This is a genomic window from Pseudomonas sp. O230 (assembly GCF_045447035.1).
In the GTDB taxonomy this organism is placed as follows: Bacteria; Pseudomonadota; Gammaproteobacteria; order Pseudomonadales; family Pseudomonadaceae; genus Aquipseudomonas.
This window is the reverse complement of the sequence record NZ_JBJGXN010000018.1, coordinates 13,035-36,510: the sequence shown is the minus strand read 5'-3', so window position 1 is coordinate 36,510 and position 23,476 is coordinate 13,035. Positions and strand designations below refer to the sequence as shown.

The following is a 23,476-nucleotide window of genomic DNA, read 5'->3' as shown; positions in this document are numbered from 1 at the left end:
GGGTTGGTTGAAGCAGGGGGCGATCAGTTCGCCTCTAAAAGTGGGTCGAGCGCGCGAACGTGTTCGACCTGCCAGCCAAGCGGTACCACGTCGCCGACAGCCAGCGCGGGATCGAGCTCGGCAATCGGTTGTTTCACGAAGAAGTCGGTCTTGCCGCAGACTTCCAGGCGAACCCGGACGTGGTCGCCCAGATAGATGAATTCCGCCACCCTCCCTGAGAAGCGGTTGACGCAGGACTCGCTCGAACCATTGAGGCTCACGCGCTCCGGACGAATCGACAGCGTGACGGGCTCGCCGGTCTTGCCGACGTTGACGGCCAGCGCTTCAACCTTTTCACCGCGACCGAGTTCGACGATGCAGCGGTCGCCGGTCTGGCTGTGAAGGCGGCCGTTGAGGCGGTTGTTCTCGCCGATGAAGTTGGCGACGAAGGTGTTTTTCGGCTCTTCGTAGAGGCTGCGCGGCGGGGCGATCTGCTGGATTTCGCCCTGATGGAACACGGCCACGCGGTCGGACATGGTCAAGGCTTCGCCCTGGTCGTGGGTCACGTAGACCACGGTCACGCCGAGGCGTTGGTGCAGGTGTTTGATTTCCATCTGCATGTGTTCGCGCAGTTGCTTGTCGAGTGCGCCGAGGGGTTCGTCCATCAACACCAGTTGCGGTTCGAACACCAATGCACGGGCCAGGGCCACACGCTGTTGCTGACCGCCGGACAGTTGCGCCGGATACCGCTGGGCGAAGGCGTCGAGCTGAACCATGCTCAGGACACGTTTGACCCGGTCGCTGACATCGCTCTTGTTCAAGCCGCGCACGGTCAGCGGGAACGCGAGGTTCTCGGCGACGGTCATGTGCGGGAACAGTGCGTAGTTCTGGAACACCATGCCAATGTCGCGCTTGTGCGGCGGCACGTTGTTGATGGCGCGCCCGGCCAGGAGGATTTCGCCGGCGGTCGGGGTTTCGAAACCGGCGAGCATCATCAGGCTGGTGGTCTTGCCCGAACCAGACGGCCCGAGCAAGGTGAGGAATTCGCCTTTGCGAATGTCCAGGTTGAGGTCTTTGACGATCAGGTTCTCGCCGTCGTAGCTCTTCTGCACTCCACGAAAGCTGACCAGAATGTCACTGGCCCCTGCGTTTGAATCGACCTGGCTCATACCCACACCTTTGTTATTGATGACTGCTGTGGACTAAGCCTAGTGGACGCTGATGACCACGCAAATCGGGGCGCAGGAGAGAATCGCCTCAGCCGGATGGAAGGTTGGGGGTAGGGATTGCCCTACAAGGTTGGCGCGTTTGGGCAAACGCAGAGGCAAGCTCTCGGCTGCAAGCCACGGACAACGGCAAAAGCTATTTGGCGGGATGTCGTAAATGGACATGGCGTTGCGCCTTTCTGTAGGAGCCGGCTCGCTGGCGATGGCGTCATTGAGATCGCCATCGCCAGCAAGCCGGCGCCTACAGGGGGATTCGGTGTTTTCAGAGGAGCTTGTGCTCCATCGCGTATTTCACCAGTTCGGCCAGGGAGGTGATGTTGAGCTTCTGCATCAGCCGCGCCTTGTGGGTGCTGATGGTTTTGCTGCTCAGGGCCAGCTGCTGGGCGATGTCATTGACGTTGGCGCCCTGGGCCAGGCGTTCGAACACCGAGAATTCACGCTCCGAGAGCAACGAATGCAGCGGACGCGAATCGGTCAGGCCGACTTCGAAAACCATCCGGTCGGCCAGGTCCGGGTCGATGTAGCGCCCACCCGCTGCGACCTTGCGGATCGCGGTCAGCAGCAGCGCCGGGTCGCTGTCCTTGGTCGCGTAACCGGCCGCGCCGACCTTCAACGCCCGGGCGGCCATTTGCGCTTCGTCGTGCATCGACAACACCAGGATCGCCGGCGGATTGTTTAGTGCACGAATCCGCGGAATTGCTTCCAGGCCATTGACGCCCGGCATGGAAATGTCGAGCAACACCACCTCGCAGGGCACATGCCGCAAGGTTTCGAGCAACTGCTCGCCATTGCTCGCCTCGCCCACCACCAGCAAATCCTTGGCCAGACCGATCAGTTGTTTAATGCCTTCGCGGACGATGGTGTGGTCTTCGGCTACCAGTACACGGATCACTTACTTCTCCTCATCCAGTGGCACTCGCACGCTCAGGGTCGTGCCTTCACCCGGTTCACTCTCAAGCGACAATTGCCCGCCCATGATCAACACCCGTTCGCGCATGCCGACTACCCCAAAGGATGTCGACCTACCGGTGGCGGGGACAAATCCTACGCCATCATCGCTGACGGTCAGACACAACTCGTCGCCCTCAAAGGTCAGGGTCAGTTCGACAGTATGCGCCTGGGCATGCCGCATGACATTGGTCAGCGCTTCCTGAAGAATCCGGAACAAGCCGATCGCCTTGGCATCGCTGAGCACCGGCAAGTTCTCCGGCACCTGCACCAGACACGGAATCTGCGTGCGCGCCTCGAAACGCCGGGCCTGCCATTCAATGGCCGAGGCGATCCCGGCATCGAGAATCGGTGGCCGCAACGCCGTCGCCACATCACGCACCAGTTGGAACAGTTGAGCGATCAAGCGCTTCATACTGTTCAAACGCTCATTCAGACCTGGGTCAAGCTGGGCGTAGGCCAATTCGCACATGGACGTTTCCAGCTTCAACACCGTCAACATCTGACCCAACTCGTCGTGAACTTCCCGGGCGATGCGCGCCTTTTCCTCTTCCCGCACGCTCTCCAGGTGCGCGGACAACTCACGCAATTGCTCACGGGAGCTGGCCAGCTCCAGCTCGATGCGCTTGCTCTCGCTGATGTCCCAGACGATGCCGTCCCAGACATAGGCGCCATCTTCAAGACGGCGGGTAATCGCCTTGATCTCGGCCCAACGCTGCTCGCCCTGACGAGTGAGGATTCGCCCCTGCCACGACCAGTCGCTGTCGGTGTCCAGCGCGTGGTCCTGAGTCCGGTGATAACTGGCCTTGTCATCCGGATGCACCAGGCTGCGCAAGCCTTTGTCGCGATGGGCCAAGGTGGTTGGAGAATAACCGACCAGGTTCTCGCTGCCCTCGCTGATGTAGGCAAAGTCGATCTGCCCTGTCACCGGCGCCCGCTCCAGACGAAAGACCAATCCCGGTACGTTGGCGGCAATCCCTTGCAGCCGCGCCTCGCTTTCCTGCAGCGCAGCCAGGGCGCGACGACGCTCGGTAACGTCGTTGAGGTAAACCACCAGGTATTCGCCATCGCGAAAACGCAGGAAGCTCAATGAAACGTCCGCCGGCAGGATGCTGCCATCGGCCCGCAGGCAATTGGTTTCGAAACTTTGCGGTCCTTCTTCGCTGGCGCGGGCGCGTTTCCATAGGTTCAGCCAGCGGTCCATGTGCAAACCGGGCTCGAAGTCGATCAACGGCCGGTCGATGATGCCGCCCGGTGGATAACCGAGCATGGTTTCGGCGGCGCGGTTGGCGTAGCGCACATGGCTGTCCCAGTTGACCCAGAGGATGCCGACGGTGCTCTGGTCGATGGAAAACTGGGTGAGGCGCAACGCTTCTTCGCTGGCGGCACGCAAGGCAATGTCTTCTCGCGCCACCACCAACCGTTGCTCGAGGCTATGCTGCTGCCGCCGTTGCCAGGCTACGATCGCCATGCTGCTCAGCATCAACACCGCCAACAGCAGGCAGAGGTTCTGCCAGAAACCCGGTGACTCGGTCAGTCGCGGGTACTTGGGTTGCAGCCATTGATTGTGCAGCTGCTCCAGGTCCTTGGCCGGGATCGCTCGCAGCGCGCTTTCGATAATGCCGGCAAGTTCCGGCCAGTCCCGCCGTGTCGCCACGCGCAGCAATTGCGGCAGACCAATATCACCGACCACCACCAGCCCGGCAAACTCCGGTTCGACGGACAAACGGCCCAATTGCGCTTCGTCGACCACGGCGTAACTGGCTTGCTGACTCAGCAACAGTTGCAGTGCCTGGCGTTCGATCGGCACGCCCTGGAGGTTCAGGTGCGGGTAATTGCTGCGCAGGTAATCGGCGGTGGCGCTGGGCATGCGCACGGCGACGCGGGTTTGGCTGTCGAGTTTTTCCAGCTCGATCACGCCGGCGCCCTTCTGGTCGCTGACCACCAGTTGCGGCACCCGCATGTACGGATCGGAGAACTGCCACAGACGCAGGCCACCGGGGGTTTGCGCCAACCCCGGGGCGATGTCGATTTCACCTTCGCGCGCGGCGGCTTCCAGTTGCGCAAGGTCGGGATAGTTACGCCAGCTCAGCTCGACCTTAAGCGCCTTGGCCAGCCATTTCATCAGCTCGACGTTAACCCCGGACAGTCGCTGCAAGCGGCGATCGTATTGCGCATAGGGCACTTGCAACACCAGTCCGACGCGCAATTCATCATGTTGCGCCAACCATTGCTGCTGGCTTGCAGACAACTGCGCGACGTGCACCGGTGGCGCAGACGCCGCCCAGCCCATCAAGGGAAACCACAAACAGCCGATAACCCACAGGCAGCAAAAACGCATCATTGAAGTCTCACACACTGACAAATACTGACCAACCCATTAGGCTGCCGGAACCACTTCTGGCCTGGAATATCCGATGCCCCCTGTCTACCGCCTGGCACTGCCAGCATTGTGCCTGTCGCTGATCCTGCCTTGCGCCTTTTCCGTCGAGGCAGCTGACCCGGCACCGGCGGCCGCGGAAAAATCCGCAGGCGAAAAACCGGTCGAACGTCAGCCGCTGCTTGAGCGTAGTCAGGAAGAAGCGACAGCACTTGAGCGAAAAATCCCTGCTCAGGAACAGCAACAGCTCCAGGCAGGCAGCGACACTTTTCTGGCCTTGTGGAAACCGGCCAATACCGCAGACCCCAAAGGTGCGGTGATTATCATCCCTGGCGCTGGCGAAACCGTTGACTGGCCGCAGGCAATCGGTCCCTTGCGGCGCCAATTGCCGGACGCCGAGTGGAGCAGCCTGAGTATCACCTTGCCAGACGTGCAAAGCGATGCCATTGCGCCACGTATCGTCGAAGTGACGCCTTCGCCCAAAGCGCCTGATGCCGGCAGCAAGGACTCGACCACGGCGGCGCCCATCGAGCAGGCGGCGGGCGGTGAAGCGGAGGTGGCCGACAAAGCCACTGCTGAAACCAGCGACGAACAAACCAAAGCCGACGCCGAACGAATTTTCGCGCGCATCGACGCAGCTGTTGCCTACGCCGAACAGCAAAGTGCTCGCAGCATCGTGGTGCTGGGTCATGGCACCGGCGCTTACTGGGCCGCGCGTTACCTGAGCGAGCGGCAGCCACCGCAAGTCGAGAAGTTCGCGATGGTTGCCGCGCAGACGCCCGTATCAGCGAAACCTGGCCTGGCTGAACTGACGCCGACACTGAAGCTGCCCACCGCCGACATTTTCTATAAGGACAAGTCGCTGGACCGCAACGCGGCACTGGAGCGCTTGCAGGCAAGCAAGCGCCTAAAGGGTTCGACGTTCAGTCAGGTATCGCTCAAGGCGTTGCCGGGCGACGCGAAAGCGCAGCAAGAGCAGTTGGTTCGCCGGGTGCGAGGCTGGTTGAATCCTCAGGCTGTGGACTGATAGACCGAGGCGCCTGCTTCGCTGGCAAGCCTGCTCCGACAAATCTTGTGTCGTTCCGAACACTGCAACCGACACAAGATTTGTGGGCGCGGGCTCGCTCGCGAAGGCGTCATCACTGACGACACCTAACTCACTGGCTACCTGAAATCCCGCCGCTCACGAATCAGCGTATAGGCGCTATGCAATTCGCGCGTCTTGTCCGTCGCCTCGCGCACCTGCAACGCCGTTGCGCCACTGCCGGCAACCTTGTCCGGATGATGACGACTCAGTAAACGCCGGTAGGCGCGCTTGATCTGCGCCGGCTCGGTGGTGGCGGACACACCCAGCAGCGACAACGCTTCCTGATATGTGACGGCAGTGCCAACCAACGATCGCTTATGCGGTTCATAGTCAGCCGCCAGCGCCTGCACCTGATACGACGTCCAGCCCAACCATTTACCCCATTGACCAATCAGTTCGCGCTCGGCGTGACCGGCACGACCATCGGCCCAGACCATTCGCCAACAGGCGCGCAATACGCCTTCCGCCGCATGAGGTTGCGCACTCAAGCGTCGCAGATAACCGCGCAACCGGTCATGGCCTGACTTGCCGCGGTTGAACGCGGCAATCGCCCGGCGCTTGGCCGGTTCGGTCATTTCCAGTGCCTGCATTTCCTGGCGCGCCTGCTGGATATGCCCGTCCACCACTCGCCCATCGCATTTGGCCAGCCGTCCCAGCAACACGAACAAAAGCTCATCATTGCGCAGCACCGGCCTGCCACCGAGCTTTTCACGCAAATGTCCCCACGTCTGCAATTGCAGGCGCCGATCCAGCGCCTGCCCCAACAACGCGCCGAGCATGGCCCCCGGAATGCTGGCAATGGCAAAGCCCGCTCCGGCTCCAATCAGAGTCCCTGGCCACAGCATCTCAGCGACTCGCTTCAATCAGGGTTTCAACTTCCGCCAGACGCTCGTGCGTTCCGACATCCACCCATCGACCGTTCAACCGTTCACCCGAGACTTGCCCGTCGGCCATGGCCGTGCGCAGTAGCGGTGCGAGCTTGAACGCCCCGGCGGTGTGCCCCTCGAACAGTTGCGGATGCAGCACCGCAATACCGCTGTAGGTCAGAGTGGCGACATCCGGTTGAGCGTCGTGCACTTGCCCGTCGACCAGCATGAAATCGCCCGCCGGGTGATGGCGCGGATTATCCGCCAACACCAGATGTGCCAGGCCGCTGATGGGCTGATGCAAGACGCTGAAGTCGTAGTCGGTCCAGATATCACCGTTGACCACCACAAACGCCTCATCACCCAACAATGGCAATGCGCGGAAAATCCCGCCACCGGTCTCCAGCGGCTCACCTTCGGGCGAGTACTGGATACTCACGCCATAACGCGAGCCATCACCCAGGTAGTCTTCGATCTGCTGTCCCAGCCAGGCATGGTTGATCACAATTTCGGTAAACCCGGCCGCCGCCAGCGCGTGCAGGTGATACTCGATCAGCGGCACCCCGCCAGCGCGGACCAGCGGTTTGGGCGTGGTCAGGGTCAGCGGGCGCATGCGCTCGCCTTTACCCGCCGCCAGAATCATTGCCTTCATGCATTCGCTCCAGCACGCAGACTCAGCAGCAACACGTCCAGCTCAGCCAGTTCAGGACGGCGGGCGATCACGGCGTCTATATAAGCAAAGAAGCGTGGCACGTCAGCGAGGTAACGCGGCTTGCCGTCGCGATGGCAGATGCGGGCGAAGATGCCAATGACTTTCAAATGACGCTGCACGCCCATCAGGTCGCTGGCGCGCAGGAAGTCGTCGAAGTCTGGCTGCACCGGAATGCCGAGGGCGCCCGCTTGCTGCCAGTAATCCTGCAGCCAAGCGGTCACACGCTCTTCAGGCCAACTGAGAAAGGCGTCCTTGAACAGGCAGGTCACGTCGTAAGTCACAGGTCCATAGACCGCATCCTGAAAATCCAGCACGCCGGGATTCGGCTCGCTGAGCATGAGGTTGCGCGGCATGTAATCGCGGTGCACCAGAACTTTGGGCTGCGCCAGCGCGCTGTCGATCAACAGCTCTGTCACGTTCTGCCAGAGCATTTGCTGCGCCGAGTCGAACTCGATATCCAACTCACGTTTCACAAACCACTCGGGGAACAATTCCAGCTCACGACGCAACAGCGCCACGTCATAACTCGGCAGCGGAGCAACCATCGGCAACCGCTGAAAAGCCAACAGCGCCTGCAGGGCATCCTTGAACAAATCGTCGGCATTTTCGCTGTCGATGACCTCCAGATAAGTCTTGTTGCCGAGGTCGTTGAGCAAAAGAAAACCGCGTTCCAGGTCTTCGGCATAAATTTTCGGCACATTTATTCCGGATTTCGCCAGCAAAAAAGCGATATCCACGAAGGGTTTGCAGTTTTCCTGGGGCGGTGGTGCGTCCATTACGACGAAACTTTTGCCGCCGCCTTCCCAGCGAAAATAGCGCCGAAAACTCGCATCACTACTGGCCGCGGTCAACGTGGCCGGGGGTACGGCGCCCAAACCCTGCTCCGCAAAGAGGGTCGCCAACTGCTCATCGAGCCAAACTTTCAGGTGTTGCAAACGTACATCTTGGTCAGGCATTGCAAGGGTCTCCGACGGCGCTAGCCGTCAAGCGGGTCATGCTTTATTATCCAGCATCTTTTTCAGACCATCGAGAGGCGTGCGGCCCACACCGCGGGCAGATGGCACGCAGGAAGCCCGGACTAATAAGATGGCATTGAAATCCCCCGCGTTTCGTAAAAAATTTCCGTTGTTGGTCACCGGCAGTCTGCTGGCCCTGCAACCTCTAGCCACTTCGTTCGTGGTCGCCGCGGAACAGTATGACTGCTCAGTCTCTGCTTCGGGTGCCTGGAACTGTGCGCCCAAGACGCCGGCGGCTGCATTGCCACCGCGTCCCGTCCATGACGGCAGCGCAGTCTCCGCGACCGGTGAAGCACCGACCGAGAGCGCCAGCAGCGAAGACACCGGCGCCAAGACTGTGCTGGTTACCGAATCCAAAGGCCGCGGCCTCAAGTCCCGTAGCGAAGACTACAGTCACCTCGACTGGGTTCCGCGCGAGAAGCTCACTGCAGCGCAATTGGCCGAAACCGGTCCTTACTGCTCTGGTTCCTATATCGAACCGATTCGTCCTGGCATGAATGACAAGACGAATAAAAGTGACGCCCCGACGTTTGTCGGCGCCAAGGCCTCTCGCTACAAGCAGGATGAACAGATCGCTACCCTGGCCGGTGACGTGGTCCTGCGTCAGGGCAGCATGCAGGCCGAAGCCGACGAAGCGAACCTCTACCAGGCCGAGAGCCGAGGCGAGCTGGACGGTAACGTGCGCATTCGCGACAACGGCGCGCTGATCGTGGGCGACCACGCCGATGTGCAGCTCGACACCGGCGAAGCCAAGGTCGACAACGCCGAATACGTGATGCACAAATCCCGTGTCCGCGGCACTGCGCTGTACGCCAAACGTGCCGAGAACGCGATCATCCGCCTCAAGGATGGTACGTACACCACGTGCGAACCGAACAGCAACGCCTGGCAGCTCAAGGGCAACAACATCACCTTGAACCCGGCGACCGGTTTCGGTACGGCGACCAACGTGACGCTGCGGGTCAAGGACATTCCGGTTCTGTACACGCCGTACATTTACTTCCCGATCGACGACCGTCGTCAGTCCGGCTTCCTGCCGCCAACCATTGGCAGTGGCAGCGATACCGGCTTGCTGTTAGTCACCCCGTACTACTTCAACCTGGCACCGAACTACGATGCCACGTTGTACCCGCGCTACATGAGCAAGCGCGGCATGTTGGTTGAAGGCGAGTTCCGTTACCTGACCAAGTCCAGCGAAGGTCAGTTCGGCGCGGCTTATCTCAACGATGAAGACGACGAACGCAAGCGGCAGACCGACTACGAAAAAACCCGCTACATGTACAACTGGCAGCACAAGGGTGGTCTTGATTCGCGCGTTCTGACTCAAGTCGATTACACCAAGATCAGCGATCCGTATTACTTCCAGGATCTGCAGACCGATCAGTTGGGTGTGAAATCTTCCGACTACGTGAACCAGCAGGGCGCGGTCAGTTATCGCGGCGAGGGCTATACCGCCCGTCTCAACGCTCAGGCCTACCAACTGGCGACCGTATCCAACATCACGCCGTATGACCGTTTGCCGCAGATCACTTTCGTTGGTCAGCTGCCGACTCATCCGGAAGGCCTAGATTTCGACTACGAGACAGAAATCGTACGCTTTGAGCGCGACCTGGAAACCGGGCAGTTTTCCGATGAAAACGGCAACCTGTCGCCTCGCCTGGACACCAACGTGGCCGGTCTGGCGCGTGCCAACGGTAATCGTCTGAACCTCAAGCCAGGTGTGAGCCTGCCGCTGGACTGGACGTATGGCTTCGTAAAACCATCGCTCAAGTATCAATACACCCAGTACGACCTTGATCTTGATGGCACCGGCAAAAACGATCTATTGACGGGCCGCAATAACGCTTCGGCGCTTGGCGAGTCGTTCAGCAGCTCGCAAAACCGCGGCGTCCCGATCGCCAGCGTCGACAGCGGTCTGTATTTCGATCGCGACACCAACTGGTTCGGCACGAAGTATCGCCAAACCCTGGAACCGCGCCTGTTCTACCTGTATGTCCCTGAAGAAGACCAGAAGGACATTCCGGTTTTCGACACCGGCGAATACACCTTCAACTATGCGTCGCTGTTCCGCGACAACCGTTTTTCGGGCTCCGACCGCGTCGGCGACGAGAACAAACTGTCGCTGGGCGTGACCAGTCGCTGGATCGAAGAAAACGGTTTCGAACGTCAACGCGTCAGCGTCGGCCAGGCTTACTACTTCAAGGATCGCGAAGTCCAGTTGCCGGGTATCAATGCAAAAACCCGCGAAGATGCGCATTCCAGTGTTTCCCCGTATGCACTGCAATACGAATACCGCTGGAACCGCGATTGGCGCACGACCGCCGATTACAACTGGGACCCGGACACCCGCAGCCCTCGCTCGGGCAGTGCGATGTTCCACTACCAGCCTGAAGACAACCCGAACAAGGTCATCAACGCCGGCTATCGCTATCGCAATGACCAGGTCCGTTACGACCAGAACACCGGTCAGTGGTCGGTGGGCGGTGGTGACTACGGCACGCCGGGCACCCCGGGTTACGTGAAGGACTACTACAAGATCCAGCAGCACGACTTCTCGGTAATCTGGCCGATCGTGCCGCAATGGAACGCCATCAGCCGCTGGCAGTATGACTACAACCAAAACCGTACACTGGAAGCCTTCGGTGGTTTCGAGTACGACAACTGCTGCTGGAAACTGCGCCTGATCAACCGTTACTGGGTTTCCTATGACGAATTCAGTCAGGACGCTCCGCAAAACGAAAAAGGCGACCATGGCATCTTCCTCCAAATCGTTCTGAAAGGTCTCGGCGGCGTTGTTGGCCAAAAAGTAGAGAGCTTCCTCGACAAAGGCATCCAAGGTTATCGTGAACGTGAAGACCAAGCTTTCTGATTGTCTGCGCCCGCTGATGCTGGGCGCGCTGTTCCTGGGTACTGCGGCGAATGCCGCGGTACAGTCCATCGATAAAGTGGTGGCCATTGTCGATAACGACGTGGTCATGCAGAGCCAACTGGACCAACGCGTTCATGAAGTTCAGCAAACCATCGCCAAACGCGGTTCTGCTGCGCCACCGGCCAGCGTGCTTGATCAGCAGGTGCTCGAACGCCTGATCGTCGAAAACCTGCAACTGCAGATTGGCGAACGCTCCGGCATCCGCATTACCGATGAAGAACTGAACCAGGCTGTCGGCACCATTGCCCAGCGCAACAACATGTCGATCGAGCAATTCCGCGCCGCCCTGACTCGCGACGGTCTGTCTTATGACGACGCCCGTGACCAGATTCGCCGGGAAATGGTCATCAGCCGTGTACGTCAGCGCCGTGTGGCCGAACGCATCCAGGTGTCCGAGCAGGAAGTGAAGAACTTCCTCGCTTCCGACCTTGGAAAAATGCAGCTGTCCGAAGAATTCCGCCTGGCCAACATCCTGATTCCTACGCCGGAAAGCGCCAACTCCGACGCGATTCAGAATGCAGCCAAACAGGCAGACGCTGTTTACCAACAACTCAAGCAAGGCGCTGACTTCGGTCAGTTGGCAATCGCCAAATCCGCCAGCGAAACTGCACTGGAAGGCGGCGACATGGGCTGGCGTAAAGCCGCTCAATTGCCACCTCCGTTCGATCGCTTGCTGAGCACCATGACAGTTGGCGATATTACCCAGCCAATGCGCACGCCAGGGGGCTTCATCATCCTGAAGATCCTCGACAAGCGTGGCGGCGAGACCCAGACGCGTGACGAAGTGCACGTGCGTCATATCCTGGTCAAACCTAGCCCGATCCGCGACGAAGCAAAAACCAAAGCCCTGGCTCAGTCGCTCTACACCCGCATCGAAGCGGGCGAAGATTTCAGCGAACTGGCGAAAAGCTTTTCGGAAGACCCGGGCTCCGCCCTCAACGGCGGCGACCTGAACTGGATCGACCCGAATGCATTGGTGCCCGAGTTCCGCGAAGTGATGGCCAAGACCCCACAAGGTCAGCTGTCCAAGCCGTTCCAGACCCAATATGGCTGGCATGTCCTGGAAGTCCTTGGCCGCCGCGCCACCGACAGCACCACCCAGGCTCGCGAGCAACAAGCGATGACCGTACTGCGTAACCGCAAATACGACGAAGAGCTGCAAACCTGGCTGCGTCAGATCCGCGACGAAGCGTACGTAGAGATCAAACTCCCTGGTGCAGACCAGGCAGCGCAGTGAAACCCAAACGTTTCGCGCTGACACCCGGTGAACCGGCCGGCATAGGTCCTGACCTGTGCCTGCTGCTCGCCTCGCAAGCCCAGCCACACCCCCTGATTGCCATTACCAGCCGCGACCTGCTCATTGAGCGGGCCGCGCAGCTGGGCGTGGTCGTCGATTTGCTGCCGGTCACCCCGGACAGCTGGCCGGATGTACCCGCGCCAGCCAATAGCCTGTATGTATGGGATACACCGCTCAAGGCCAAGGTCACTGCCGGGCAACTGGACAAGGCCAATGCGGCGTTCGTTCTGGAAACCCTCACTCGCGCTGGCCACGGCTGCCTGGACGGACACTTCGCCGGGATGATCACCGCCCCTGTGCACAAGGGTGTGATCAACGAGTCGGGCATCGCCTTTTCCGGGCATACAGAATTTCTCGCCGACCTGACGCAGACCGCGCAAGTGGTGATGATGCTTGCGACTCGCGGATTGCGCGTGGCACTGGTCACCACTCACCTGCCCCTTCGCGAGATTGCCGATGCAATCACACCGGAACGTCTGGAGCGGGTAACACGAATTCTGCACACCGACCTGCAACAAAAATTCGGCATCGCCCAGCCACGCATCCTGGTGTGTGGGCTCAACCCCCATGCCGGCGAAGGCGGACACCTGGGCCATGAAGAAATCGACATCATCGAACCTACATTAGAGCGCCTGCGTGGCGAGGGCATGGACCTTCGCGGCCCCCTGTCCGCCGACACTCTGTTTACCCCCAAATATCTGGAGCACTGCGACGCGGTGCTGGCGATGTACCACGACCAGGGCCTGCCCGTGCTGAAGTACAAAGGCTTCGGCGCAGCAGTCAACGTGACCCTCGGCTTGCCGATCATCCGCACATCGGTCGACCACGGCACTGCCCTGGACCTGGCCGGCAGCGGCAAGATTGACACCGGCAGCCTGCAAGTCGCCCTGGAAACCGCTTACCAGATGGCCGAGACCCGTTTATGACCGAGCACTACCAACACAAGGCGCGCAAACGCTTTGGCCAAAACTTCCTGCACGATGCCGGCGTTATCGACCGCATCCTGCGTGCCATCCGCGCCAAGCCTGAAGACCGCCTGCTGGAAATCGGCCCAGGCCAGGGTGCGTTGACCCAAGGCTTGCTGAACAGCGGCGCCCAACTCGATGTGGTGGAGCTGGACAAGGACCTGATCCCGATCCTCAACCAGCAGTTTGGTGACAAGAGCAACTTCAACCTGCACCAGGGCGACGCGCTGAAGTTCGACTTCAACAGCCTCAACGCCGCGCCCAACAGCCTGCGTGTGGTCGGTAACCTGCCGTACAACATCTCCACGCCGCTGATTTTCCACCTGCTGAACAACGCCGGCATCATTCGTGACATGCACTTCATGCTGCAAAAGGAAGTGGTCGAGCGTCTGGCGGCGGGCCCTGGCGGTGGTGATTGGGGCCGCCTGTCGATCATGGTTCAGTACCACTGCCGGGTCGAACACCTGTTCAACGTCGGCCCTGGCGCGTTCAATCCACCACCGAAAGTCGATTCGGCCATCGTGCGCCTGGTGCCCCACGACGTACTGCCGCACCCGGCCAAGGATCACAAGCTGCTGGAGCGCGTCGTGCGCGAAGCCTTCAACCAGCGCCGCAAGACCCTGCGCAACACCCTCAAGCTGCTACTGAGCAACGATGAGATCACCGCCGCCGGTGTCGACGGCAGCCTGCGCCCGGAACAGCTCGATCTGGCCGCCTTCGTGCGTTTGGCCGACAAGCTCAGCGAACAAGTCCTACAGACTCCCGCCGCCGACTGACAGGCAACAAGCGTTATCGGGTAGGACACCAGCCCCCATGTCTGGTTTACTACCCGATACTTGGCCTAGACTGAGTTCAATCAGCTACGCCCCGCGTCCCGCTTCGTTTTTAAGGCCTCTTGCATGTCCGAACCTCGCTATCAGGTCGACGTCAGCGTCGTCACCCGCTATCTGGCAGAACAATCGCAACCCGAGCAAAACCGCTTTGCCTTCGCTTACACCATCACCGTGCACAACAATGGCGAATTACCAGCCAAGCTGTTGTCGCGACATTGGGTGATCACCGATGGTGACGGGCATGTCGAAGAGGTTCGCGGTGCCGGCGTGGTGGGCCAGCAGCCGTTGATCGAGGCAGGCGAGAGCCACACCTACAGCAGCGGCACGGTGATGACCTCAAAGGTCGGCACCATGCAAGGGACTTATCAGATGCTCGCTAATGACGGCAAACACTTCGACGCCGTCATCGCGCCCTTCCTCCTGGCGGTCCCCGGAGCCCTGCACTGATGGCGACGTATGCCGTTGGCGACCTCCAAGGTTGCCTCGAACCCCTGAAATGCCTGCTCAAGCAAGTCGCGTTCGCCCCTGCCCGGGACAAACTGTGGCTGGTGGGCGACCTCGTCAACCGTGGCCCGCAGTCGCTGGAAACCTTGCGCTTCCTTTATAGCCTGCGCGAATCGCTGGTGTGCGTACTCGGCAACCACGATCTTCATCTGCTGGCCGCCGGGAATAACATCGAGCGCCTGAAAAAAGCCGACACCCTGCGCGAGATTCTCGACGCGCCGGATCGCGCGGAACTGCTGGAATGGGTGCGCCAGCAAAAACTCATGCACTACGACGAACAGCGCAACATCGCCCTGGTCCACGCCGGCATACCGCCCCAATGGTCGCTGCGCAAAGCCCTGAAGTGCGCCGCCGAAGTCGAAGAAGCCCTGCGCGACGACAACCGCATCGCTCCTTACCTCGATGGCATGTACGGCAACGAACCGCTGAAATGGGACAGCGACCTCAAAGGCGTGACCCGCCTGCGCGTGATCACCAACTATTTCACCCGCATGCGTTTCTGCACCAGCGAAGGCAAACTGGACCTCAAGGGCAAGGAAGGCGCCGATACCGCGCCGGCAGGTTATGCGCCGTGGTTTAGCTACAAAGAGCGCAAGACCAAAGACTTGAAGATTATCTTCGGCCACTGGGCCGCACTTGAAGGCCAATGCAACGAGCCAGGTATCTTCGCCCTCGACACCGGTTGCGTCTGGGGCGGTTCGATGACCCTGATGAACGTCGACACCTTTGAGCGCCTGCAGTGCAAATGCGACGAGCATGGCCACACCCTCCTGCCGCCAGTCGCCTCCCCTATTTCCGAACAAACGTCAGCCAGCGCCCCGCGCTAGACTGCGCTTTCAGCCGAGCCACAGGAGCCCGCCATGAGCGAATTCAAACGTATCCCCCCAGAACAGGCCCAGGCCCTGCGCGAACAAGGCGCAGTGGTGGTCGATGTTCGCGACCCTGCAACATTTGCCGCGCTGCATATTGCCGGCTCGAAGCATCTGGACAACGTGTCCATCTCCGATTTCATCCGCGCCGCCGATTTAGATGCACCGACGGTCGTGGTCTGCTATCACGGCAATTCCAGCCAAAGCGCGGCGGCCTACCTGATCAGTCAGGGCTTCTCCGACGTCTACAGCATGGATGGCGGCTTTGAGCTGTGGCGTGCGACTTATCCTTCGGAAACCGCGCAAGGCACTTCCGAATAATTTTTTTGTAACGCGCAAGCCCCGGCTCCCGCGGGCTAGCGCGGTGGCAGACGAACGGTCAGCCACAACTAATTACGTATCCGCCCTTTACCTCCCGAATTCCCAACTATCCTTAAGCCCAGGCCATCCAAAACAGGGGAGAGCCGGTACACCGGCGCGCGGGTCATCGGGAGTAGCTTTCGGGGCGGTACGCTTTGAAAGGGTTCTGGGGGGTAAACAGCGACTGCATATCCGGTCGCTGCCAGCATCGACTGACTGATCCGGCGTCGGCTCCACGTATCGAGCGAGGTGACGTCATGAGTATCTTTAGCCACTTCCAACAACGCTTCGAGTCCACACGCCAGGAAGAACTCTCACTGCAAGAGTACTTGGAGCTGTGCAAAAAGGACCGCAGCGCCTACGTTTCCGCCGCCGAGCGTTTGTTGCTGGCCATCGGAGAACCGGAGCTGCTCGACACCTCGACCAACTCGAGGCTTTCGCGGATCTTTTCCAACAAGGTGATCCGCCGCTATCCGGCCTTTGAAGACTTCCACGGGATGGAAGAATGCATCGACCAGATCGTCTCGTATTTCCGCCATGCCGCTCAGGGCCTGGAAGAGAAGAAACAAATCCTCTACCTGCTCGGCCCCGTCGGCGGCGGTAAATCGTCCCTGGCCGAGAAGCTGAAACAGCTCATTGAGAAGGTGCCTTTCTACGCGATCAAAGGCTCGCCGGTATTCGAATCTCCCTTGGGTCTGTTCAACGCCACTGAAGATGGCGCGATCCTCGAAGAAGACTTCGGCATTCCGCGGCGCTATCTCAACACCATCATGTCGCCATGGGCCACCAAACGTCTGGCCGAGTTCGGCGGCGACATCAGCCAGTTCCGCGTGGTGAAGCTCTATCCGTCGATCCTCAACCAGATCGCCGTGGCCAAAACCGAGCCGGGAGATGAAAACAACCAGGACATCTCGGCACTGGTGGGCAAGGTCGATATCCGCAAACTGGAAGAATTCCCGCAAAACGACGCCGACGCCTACAGCTACTCGGGCGCACTGTGCCGGGCCAACCAGGGCCTGATGGAATTCGTCGAAATGTTCAAGGCGCCGATCAAGGTGCTGCACCCATTGTTGACCGCCACTCAGGAAGGCAACTACAACAGTACCGAAGGTCTGGGGGCGATTCCGTTTACCGGGATCCTGCTGGCCCACTCCAACGAATCGGAGTGGCACACCTTCCGCAACAACAAGAACAACGAAGCCTTCATCGACCGGATCTACATCGTCAAAGTGCCGTACTGCCTGCGGGTCAGCGACGAAGTGAAGATCTACGACAAGCTCTTGTTCAACAGCTCCCTGGCCAAGGCGCACTGCGCGCCGGACACGCTGAAGATGCTCGCCCAATTCACCGTGCTCTCGCGCCTCAAGGAGCCGGAAAACTCGAACATCTACTCCAAGATGCGGGTGTATGACGGCGAAAACCTCAAGGACACGGATCCAAAAGCCAAGTCGATCCAGGAATACCGTGACAATGCCGGTGTCGACGAAGGCATGAACGGACTGTCGACCCGTTTCGCGTTCAAGATTCTGTCGAAGGTCTTCAACTTCGATCCGCACGAAATCGCCGCCAACCCGGTGCATTTGCTTTACGTGCTGGAACAACAGATCGAGCAGGAACAATTCCAGGCGGAAACCCGCGAACGCTACCTGCGCTTCCTCAAGGAGTACCTGGCACCGCGTTATATCGAGTTCATCGGCAAGGAAATCCAGACCGCCTACCTCGAGTCGTACAGCGAGTACGGCCAGAACATCTTCGATCGTTACGTGCTGTACGCCGACTTCTGGATCCAGGACCAGGAATACCGCGACCCGGAAACCGGCGAGATCCTCAACCGCGTAGCGCTGAACGAAGAACTGGAGAAAATCGAAAAACCGGCAGGCATCAGCAATCCGAAGGATTTCCGCAACGAAATCGTCAACTTCGTACTGCGCGCCCGAGCCAATAACAACGGCAAGAACCCGACCTGGCTCAGCTATGAAAAACTGCGGGTGGTCATCGAGAAGAAAATGTTCTCCAACACCGAGGACCTCCTGCCAGTCATCAGCTTCAACGCCAAGGCCAGCAAAGAGGACCAGCAGAAGCACAACGACTTCGTCACACGGATGGTCGAGCGCGGCTACACCGACAAACAGGTACGACTGCTGTCCGAGTGGTACCTGCGGGTCAGAAAATCACAATAACCCGCTGCCGGTCAGACCGGTTGTCGTCAGCCAGAGACCTGTGTGCGTATTTTCTGTTACACAGGCCTCTGGAAGGTGTTCGAAAGTCGGTAGCGAGTTCAGGCAGCATCCAAAGCGCTTGGGGGAGCGTTGAATCTCCCTTGGCCCTCGGTCCGATGCTGCATCACCGCTCGCCCCTTTCAGGACAGCTTCTAAGGAGCAGTCATGAGCTATGTGATCGACCGACGTCTCAATGGCAAGAACAAGAGCACGGTGAACCGTCAGCGGTTTCTGCGGCGTTACCGTGATCACATCAAAAAGGCTGTCGAAGAAGCGGTCAGCCGGCGCTCCATCACCGACATGGAACACGGCGAACAGATCAGCATTCCCGGCCGCGACATCGACGAGCCGGTGCTTCATCACGGTCGCGGGGGCAAACAGACCGTCGTGCACCCCGGCAACAAAGAGTTCATCAGCGGCGAGCACATCGCCCGTCCGCCGGGAGGTGGCGGCGGCAGAGGCCCCGGCAAGGCTGGCAACTCGGGTGAAGGCATGGACGAGTTTGTCTTCCAGATCACCCAGGAAGAATTCCTCGAGTTCATGTTCGAGGACCTGGAGCTGCCCAATCTGGTCAAGCGTAACCTGACCGGCACCGATACCTTCAAGACCGTTCGTGCAGGCATCAGTAACGAAGGCAACCCGTCGCGGATCAACATCATCCGGACTCTGCGCTCGGCCCACGCACGACGAATTGCCCTGTCCGGCAGCAGCCGGGCGAAACTGCGCGAAGCCAAAGAGGAATTGCTGCGACTCAAGCAGGAAGAACCGGACAACTTCGGCGATATTCAGGAAATAGAAGCGGAAATCGAAAAGCTCAGTGCGCGCATTCATCGCGTACCGTTCCTCGACACCTTCGACCTCAAGTACAACCTGCTGATCAAGCAACCCAACCCCAGCTCGAAAGCGGTGATGTTCTGCCTGATGGACGTGTCCGGTTCCATGACCCAGGCGACCAAGGACATTGCCAAGCGTTTCTTTATCCTGCTGTACCTGTTCCTCAAGCGTAACTACGACAAGATTGACGTGGTGTTCATCCGTCACCACACCAGTGCCCGGGAAGTCGATGAGGAAGAATTCTTCTATTCCCGCGAAACCGGCGGCACCATCGTTTCCAGTGCGTTGAAACTGATGCAGGAGATCATGGCCGAACGCTATCCGAGCAACGAGTGGAACATCTACGCCGCCCAGGCTTCCGACGGCGACAACTGGAATGACGATTCGCCGATCTGCCGCGACATTCTGATCAACCAGATCATGCCGTTCGTGCAGTACTACACTTACGTTGAGATCACCCCGCGCGAACACCAGGCCCTGTGGTTCGAGTACGAGCGCATTGCCGAAGCCTTTTCCGACACATTTGCCCAGCAACAACTGGTCTCGGCCGGGGATATCTATCCGGTCTTCCGTGAACTCTTCCAGCGCAGGTTAGTGACATGACCGCCAAAGAGCAGAAGCGCCAACCCATTTCCACCGGCTCCGAATGGACGTTCGAGCTGATCCAGGCCTACGACCGCGAAATCAGCCGTATCGCGGCTCGCTACGCGCTCGACACCTACCCCAACCAGATCGAAGTGATCACGGCCGAACAGATGATGGACGCCTACGCCTCCGTCGGCATGCCGCTGGGCTACCACCACTGGTCGTACGGCAAACACTTCCTCAGCACCGAAAAGTCGTACTCCCGCGGGCAGATGGGTCTGGCTTACGAAATCGTGATCAACTCGGACCCCTGCATCGCCTACCTGATGGAAGAAAACACCATCTGCATGCAGGCGCTGGTAGTGGCTCATGCCTGCTACGGGCACAACAGCTTCTTCAAGGGCAATTACCTGTTCCGAACCTGGACCGACGCCAGCTCGATCATTGATTATCTGGTGTTCGCCAAGCAGTACATCATGCAGTGCGAAGAGCGCCACGGCATCGATGCGGTCGAGGACCTGCTGGATTCCTGCCATGCGCTGATGAACTACGGGGTTGACCGCTACAAACGCCCTTACCCGATATCCGCCGAAGAAGAACGTCGTCGGCAAAAGGATCGGGAGGAGCATTTGCAGAAACAGATCAACGATCTGTGGCGCACCATTCCAAAAGGCGCGGACAAGTACAGCGACAAGGACAACGCACGCTTCCCCGCCGAACCTCAGGAAAATATCCTGTATTTCATCGAAAAACACGCGCCGCTGCTGGAGCCTTGGCAGCGGGAAATCGTGCGAATCGTGCGCAAGATCGCTCAATATTTCTATCCACAGCGTCAAACCCAGGTGATGAACGAAGGCTGGGCCACGTTCTGGCATTACACCCTGATGAATGACCTGTACGACGAAGGCCTGGTGACTGACGGCTTCATGATGGAGTTTCTGACCTCCCACACCAGCGTTGTTTATCAGCCAGGGTTCGACAGCCCTTACTACAACGGTATCAACCCCTACACCCTGGGTTTTGCCATGTACCGAGATATCCGGCGCATGTGTGAAGCCCCTACTGAAGAGGATTACCGCTGGTTCCCGGAAATTGCCGGCACCGACTGGTTGCCGACCATCAAGTTCGCGATGAGCAGCTTCAAGGATGAGAGCTTCATCCTGCAGTACCTGTCGCCTAAGGTGATCCGAGACCTGAAATTGTTCAGCATTCTCGATGACGACCAGAAAGACGACCTGCTAGTGCCGGCCATCCACGACGAAGATGGCTACCGCACTATCCGTGAAACCCTGGCCGCGCAGTACAACCTCGGGAATCGCGAACCCAACATCCAGATCTACAGCATCGACCGCCGTGGCGACCGCTCCCTGACCCTTCGTCACCAGCAGCACGACCGCAAACCGCTGGGAGAGTCCACCGAGGAAGTGCTTAAACACTTGCACCGCCTCTGGGGCTTCGACATTCACCTGGAAACCCTCCAAGGGGATCAAGTGATGAAAACCCACCACGTACCGCCCCGAAGCGAACACAGCGAAGGCGATTACGGCCGGTTGGACCTGGCCGTCATTCATCTTTGATCCTGTTTCTGCCTCCGGAAGTTCGACGCAACGGTTATTCTGTCGGGCTAACGGAGGTTTTTTATGCAGATTTATAAAGTCGGCGGTGCGGTTCGCGATCGCCTGCTGGGCAAACCTGTCACCGATATCGACTGGGTCGTGGTCGGCGCCACCACCGAAGAAATGCTCGCCAAGGGCTATCGCCCGGTGGGTGCGGACTTTCCAGTGTTTCTTCATCCAAAAAACGGTGAAGAATACGCCCTCGCCCGGACTGAACGTAAAAGCGGACGTGGTTACGGCGGTTTTACCTTTCATGCCAGCCCCGAGGTTACCCTCGAGGAAGACCTGATTCGTCGCGACCTGACGATCAACGCCATGGCAGAAGACGATCAACAGAATTTGACCGACCCCTACCATGGCCAACGCGATCTCGAAGCTCGCGTTCTGCGCCACGTTTCCCCCGCGTTCGCCGAAGATCCGCTCCGTGTTCTACGTGTTGCGCGCTTTGCTGCTCGTTATGCCGAATTGGGCTTCACCGTTGCACCGGAAACGCTGGCGCTCATGCGCCAACTCAGCGAGTCGGGCGAACTGGAGGCGCTGACCGCCGAACGCAGCTGGAAAGAAATCTCCCGCGCGCTATTGGAAGATCAACCTCAGGTGTTTATCGAAGTGCTGCGCGAGTGCGGTGCTCTCAAGGTGCTGATGCCGGAGGTCGATGCGCTGTTCGGCGTACCGCAACCGGAAGCGCATCACCCGGAAATCGACACCGGTGTACACACGTTGAGCGTGCTCGAACAATCATCGCAGCACAAACAACCACTGACTGTGCGCTGGGCTTGCCTGCTGCATGACCTGGGCAAAGGACTGACGCCGAAAGAAGACTGGCCGCGGCACATCGCCCACGAACACACAGGCCTGAAGCTGATCAAAGCGGTCAATGAACGCTTCAAGGCACCAAAGGACTGCCAGGAATTGGCGTTGCTGGTGGGCCAGTATCACACCCATGGCCATCGCGCCCTGGAGCTGAAACCCTCGACATTGCTGGAGCTGCTGCAGAGTTTTGACGTCTACCGGCGACCTCAGCGGTTTGAAGAGTTCATTGCGGCGTGCGAGATGGACGCCCGTGGCCGCAAAGGGCTGGAGCAGAGAAGTTATCCACAGGCGGATTATTTGCGCGGGGCGGCGACAGCGGCACGGAGCGTGGCAGTACAGCCGTTGCTGGAGAAGGGGTTCAAGGGGCTGGAGCTGGGTGAGGCGATCAAGCGCGAGCGACTAAAAGCGCTGAAGGCCTACAAAGAGGCGGCGTCTGCCTGAAAAGCTTCGCGAGCAGGTTTGGCGCTTCCCCAGTGGGAGCGAGCCTGCTCGCGAAGGCGTCATCAGCCTCACAATAAATTCGAAGATGTCAGCTGTTTACCGCGCCACTCGAAAGCCACCGGCGCCAACACCTGATCAATCTGCGCCTCACGCCACAACGTCGCAAAGCTTTTGCCTACGCCCGGATGCACTCTGTCCGGCGCAATCAGGGACAACGGCCACAGTACAAAGGCATTTTTCAGAATTTCTGCCCGCGGAAGGATCAGTCCGTCGAAATTGCCCACCAGATCGCCAAATAGCAGCACGTCGATATCCAGCGGCAAACCCCTGCGGTCCGGCGCATAGCGGCCGTTGTCTGCCTCGATGAATTTCAGTCGGCGGTCCAGTTCTATCAGCGGCAAATCTGTGTAGGCCGAGACGACGAAATTGAAGAACGGCCCGCTCTTGATCCCCACCGGCTGGCTTTCAAACACCGCCGAGCACCTGATATCCACCAGAAAACCCGCCAGGGCTTCCAGGCCAGCCTGCAAATGGGTTTCGCGCTCGATATTGCTACCCAGCCCGAGGTACACCTGAGTCAGCGGCATCCGCGCTCGATCTCCACGCCCACACCACCGGTGGCCGCCGGAACGGCACCTGGCTTGGTCAGTTTGAGACGCATCCAGGTGATGTTGAATTCGCTCATCAGCACTTCAACCAGACGCTCGGCAAAGGTTTCGACCAGTTGGAACTGCGCCTGCTCGGCAAAGGCCTGGATGCGCGACGAAACACTCGCGTAATCGAGCGCCAGGGTCAGGTCATCACCGGCCGCGGCCGGACGGTTGTCCCAGGCGAAGCTCAGATCAAGACGCAAGCACTGTCGGATGCCTCGCTCCCAGTCGTAGGCACCAATCACGGTGTCGACTTCCAGGCCCTCGATAAACACTCTGTCCAAGCACTTTTCTCCGCTGCACGACAAGGGCGCAATGCGCCGTTAGAATCAGGGCGTCCTCGCCCG

20 protein-coding genes are annotated in these 23,476 nt (G+C 59.4%); 12 read left to right on the top strand and 8 right to left on the bottom strand.

Annotated features, from left to right (window positions below):
• Positions 1-23: 23 nt before the first annotated feature.
• The 3 genes from ACI77H_RS29355 to ACI77H_RS29345 all read right to left on the bottom strand — a co-directional run bounded on the left by ACI77H_RS29355 (position 24) and on the right by ACI77H_RS29345 (position 4,497).
• The gene (locus ACI77H_RS29355; protein WP_150634275.1) at positions 24-1,148 is read right to left on the bottom strand and encodes an ABC transporter ATP-binding protein; all 1,125 of its coding nucleotides are present in this window, start codon (positions 1,146-1,148) and stop codon (positions 24-26) included.
• A 319-nt stretch (positions 1,149-1,467) separates the two neighbouring features.
• Positions 1,468-2,097 carry a response regulator transcription factor gene (locus ACI77H_RS29350; RefSeq protein WP_003210977.1) on the bottom strand — a complete coding sequence of 210 codons (630 nt, stop codon included), beginning with the start codon at positions 2,095-2,097 and terminating at the stop codon, positions 1,468-1,470.
• Positions 2,098-4,497: a PAS domain S-box protein gene (locus ACI77H_RS29345; RefSeq protein ID WP_407015368.1), complete on the bottom strand. Its 2,400-nt coding sequence runs from the start codon at positions 4,495-4,497 to the stop codon at positions 2,098-2,100.
• Between the two features lie 73 nt (positions 4,498-4,570).
• Here ACI77H_RS29345 and ACI77H_RS29340 point away from each other — a divergent pair, with 73 nt between their 5' ends.
• Positions 4,571-5,560, top strand: coding sequence for an alpha/beta hydrolase family protein (locus ACI77H_RS29340; protein ID WP_407015367.1), 990 nt, complete (start codon positions 4,571-4,573; stop codon positions 5,558-5,560).
• Between the two features lie 137 nt (positions 5,561-5,697).
• Here the strand turns inward: ACI77H_RS29340 and ACI77H_RS29335 are convergent, their stop codons facing one another.
• The 3 genes from ACI77H_RS29335 to ACI77H_RS29325 are packed head-to-tail and all read right to left on the bottom strand — an operon-like array spanning position 5,698 to position 8,154.
• Positions 5,698-6,465 (bottom strand): TerB family tellurite resistance protein, encoded by a 768-nt coding sequence (locus ACI77H_RS29335; RefSeq protein ID WP_407015366.1) that lies wholly within the window; start codon positions 6,463-6,465, stop codon positions 5,698-5,700.
• A 1-nt stretch (position 6,466) separates the two neighbouring features.
• Entirely contained in the window at positions 6,467-7,138 is a 672-nt protein-coding gene (gene murU, locus ACI77H_RS29330) for an N-acetylmuramate alpha-1-phosphate uridylyltransferase MurU (RefSeq protein ID WP_407015364.1), read from the bottom strand.
• A complete protein-coding gene (locus tag ACI77H_RS29325; protein ID WP_407015362.1) occupies positions 7,135-8,154 on the bottom strand; it encodes an aminoglycoside phosphotransferase family protein in 1,020 nt (339 codons plus the stop codon). The genes murU and ACI77H_RS29325 overlap by 4 nt, the downstream gene beginning before the upstream one ends.
• Before the next feature lie 130 nt (positions 8,155-8,284).
• Between ACI77H_RS29325 and ACI77H_RS29320 the strand changes: the two genes are divergently transcribed.
• The 11 genes from ACI77H_RS29320 (at position 8,285) to ACI77H_RS29270 (ending at position 22,479) form a co-directional block, all read left to right on the top strand.
• The gene (locus ACI77H_RS29320) at positions 8,285-11,083 is read left to right on the top strand and encodes an LPS-assembly protein LptD (RefSeq protein ID WP_407015361.1); all 2,799 of its coding nucleotides are present in this window, start codon (positions 8,285-8,287) and stop codon (positions 11,081-11,083) included.
• Positions 11,064-12,380 carry a peptidylprolyl isomerase SurA gene (surA, locus tag ACI77H_RS29315; RefSeq protein WP_407015359.1) on the top strand — a complete coding sequence of 439 codons (1,317 nt, stop codon included), beginning with the start codon at positions 11,064-11,066 and terminating at the stop codon, positions 12,378-12,380. The genes ACI77H_RS29320 and surA overlap by 20 nt, the downstream gene beginning before the upstream one ends.
• Positions 12,377-13,366, top strand: coding sequence for a 4-hydroxythreonine-4-phosphate dehydrogenase PdxA (gene pdxA, locus ACI77H_RS29310; protein ID WP_407015357.1), 990 nt, complete (start codon positions 12,377-12,379; stop codon positions 13,364-13,366). The genes surA and pdxA overlap by 4 nt, the downstream gene beginning before the upstream one ends.
• Positions 13,363-14,181 (top strand): 16S rRNA (adenine(1518)-N(6)/adenine(1519)-N(6))-dimethyltransferase RsmA, encoded by an 819-nt coding sequence (gene rsmA, locus ACI77H_RS29305; protein WP_407015356.1) that lies wholly within the window; start codon positions 13,363-13,365, stop codon positions 14,179-14,181. Before pdxA ends, rsmA begins: the two co-directional genes overlap by 4 nt.
• Before the next feature lie 123 nt (positions 14,182-14,304).
• Positions 14,305-14,685, top strand: coding sequence for a Co2+/Mg2+ efflux protein ApaG (gene apaG / locus ACI77H_RS29300; protein ID WP_407015354.1), 381 nt, complete (start codon positions 14,305-14,307; stop codon positions 14,683-14,685).
• Entirely contained in the window at positions 14,685-15,569 is an 885-nt protein-coding gene (locus ACI77H_RS29295) for a symmetrical bis(5'-nucleosyl)-tetraphosphatase (protein ID WP_407015352.1), read from the top strand. The genes apaG and ACI77H_RS29295 overlap by 1 nt, the downstream gene beginning before the upstream one ends.
• A 33-nt stretch (positions 15,570-15,602) precedes the next feature.
• Positions 15,603-15,932: a thiosulfate sulfurtransferase GlpE gene (glpE, locus tag ACI77H_RS29290; RefSeq protein ID WP_407015350.1), complete on the top strand. Its 330-nt coding sequence runs from the start codon at positions 15,603-15,605 to the stop codon at positions 15,930-15,932.
• A 296-nt stretch (positions 15,933-16,228) separates the two neighbouring features.
• The gene (locus ACI77H_RS29285; protein WP_008027052.1) at positions 16,229-18,151 is read left to right on the top strand and encodes a PrkA family serine protein kinase; all 1,923 of its coding nucleotides are present in this window, start codon (positions 16,229-16,231) and stop codon (positions 18,149-18,151) included.
• Positions 18,152-18,355: 204 nt separating this feature from the next.
• Positions 18,356-19,627: a YeaH/YhbH family protein gene (locus ACI77H_RS29280; protein ID WP_407015349.1), complete on the top strand. Its 1,272-nt coding sequence runs from the start codon at positions 18,356-18,358 to the stop codon at positions 19,625-19,627.
• Positions 19,624-21,186: a SpoVR family protein gene (locus tag ACI77H_RS29275; protein ID WP_407015348.1), complete on the top strand. Its 1,563-nt coding sequence runs from the start codon at positions 19,624-19,626 to the stop codon at positions 21,184-21,186. Before ACI77H_RS29280 ends, ACI77H_RS29275 begins: the two co-directional genes overlap by 4 nt.
• A 63-nt stretch (positions 21,187-21,249) precedes the next feature.
• On the top strand, positions 21,250-22,479 hold the full coding sequence (locus ACI77H_RS29270) for a multifunctional CCA addition/repair protein (RefSeq protein WP_407015346.1): 1,230 nt from the start codon (positions 21,250-21,252) through the stop codon (positions 22,477-22,479).
• A gap of 68 nt (positions 22,480-22,547) precedes the next feature.
• On the opposite strand, the gene folK is transcribed toward ACI77H_RS29270, so the two are convergent.
• Together folK and folB are read right to left on the bottom strand one after the other, a co-directional pair.
• Positions 22,548-23,066: a 2-amino-4-hydroxy-6-hydroxymethyldihydropteridine diphosphokinase gene (gene folK, locus ACI77H_RS29265; protein WP_407015345.1), complete on the bottom strand. Its 519-nt coding sequence runs from the start codon at positions 23,064-23,066 to the stop codon at positions 22,548-22,550.
• Complete coding sequence (folB, locus tag ACI77H_RS29260) at positions 23,057-23,413, bottom strand: dihydroneopterin aldolase (protein ID WP_008027044.1); 357 nt, start codon at positions 23,411-23,413, stop codon at positions 23,057-23,059. The genes folK and folB overlap by 10 nt, the downstream gene beginning before the upstream one ends.
• Positions 23,414-23,476 lie beyond the last annotated feature (63 nt).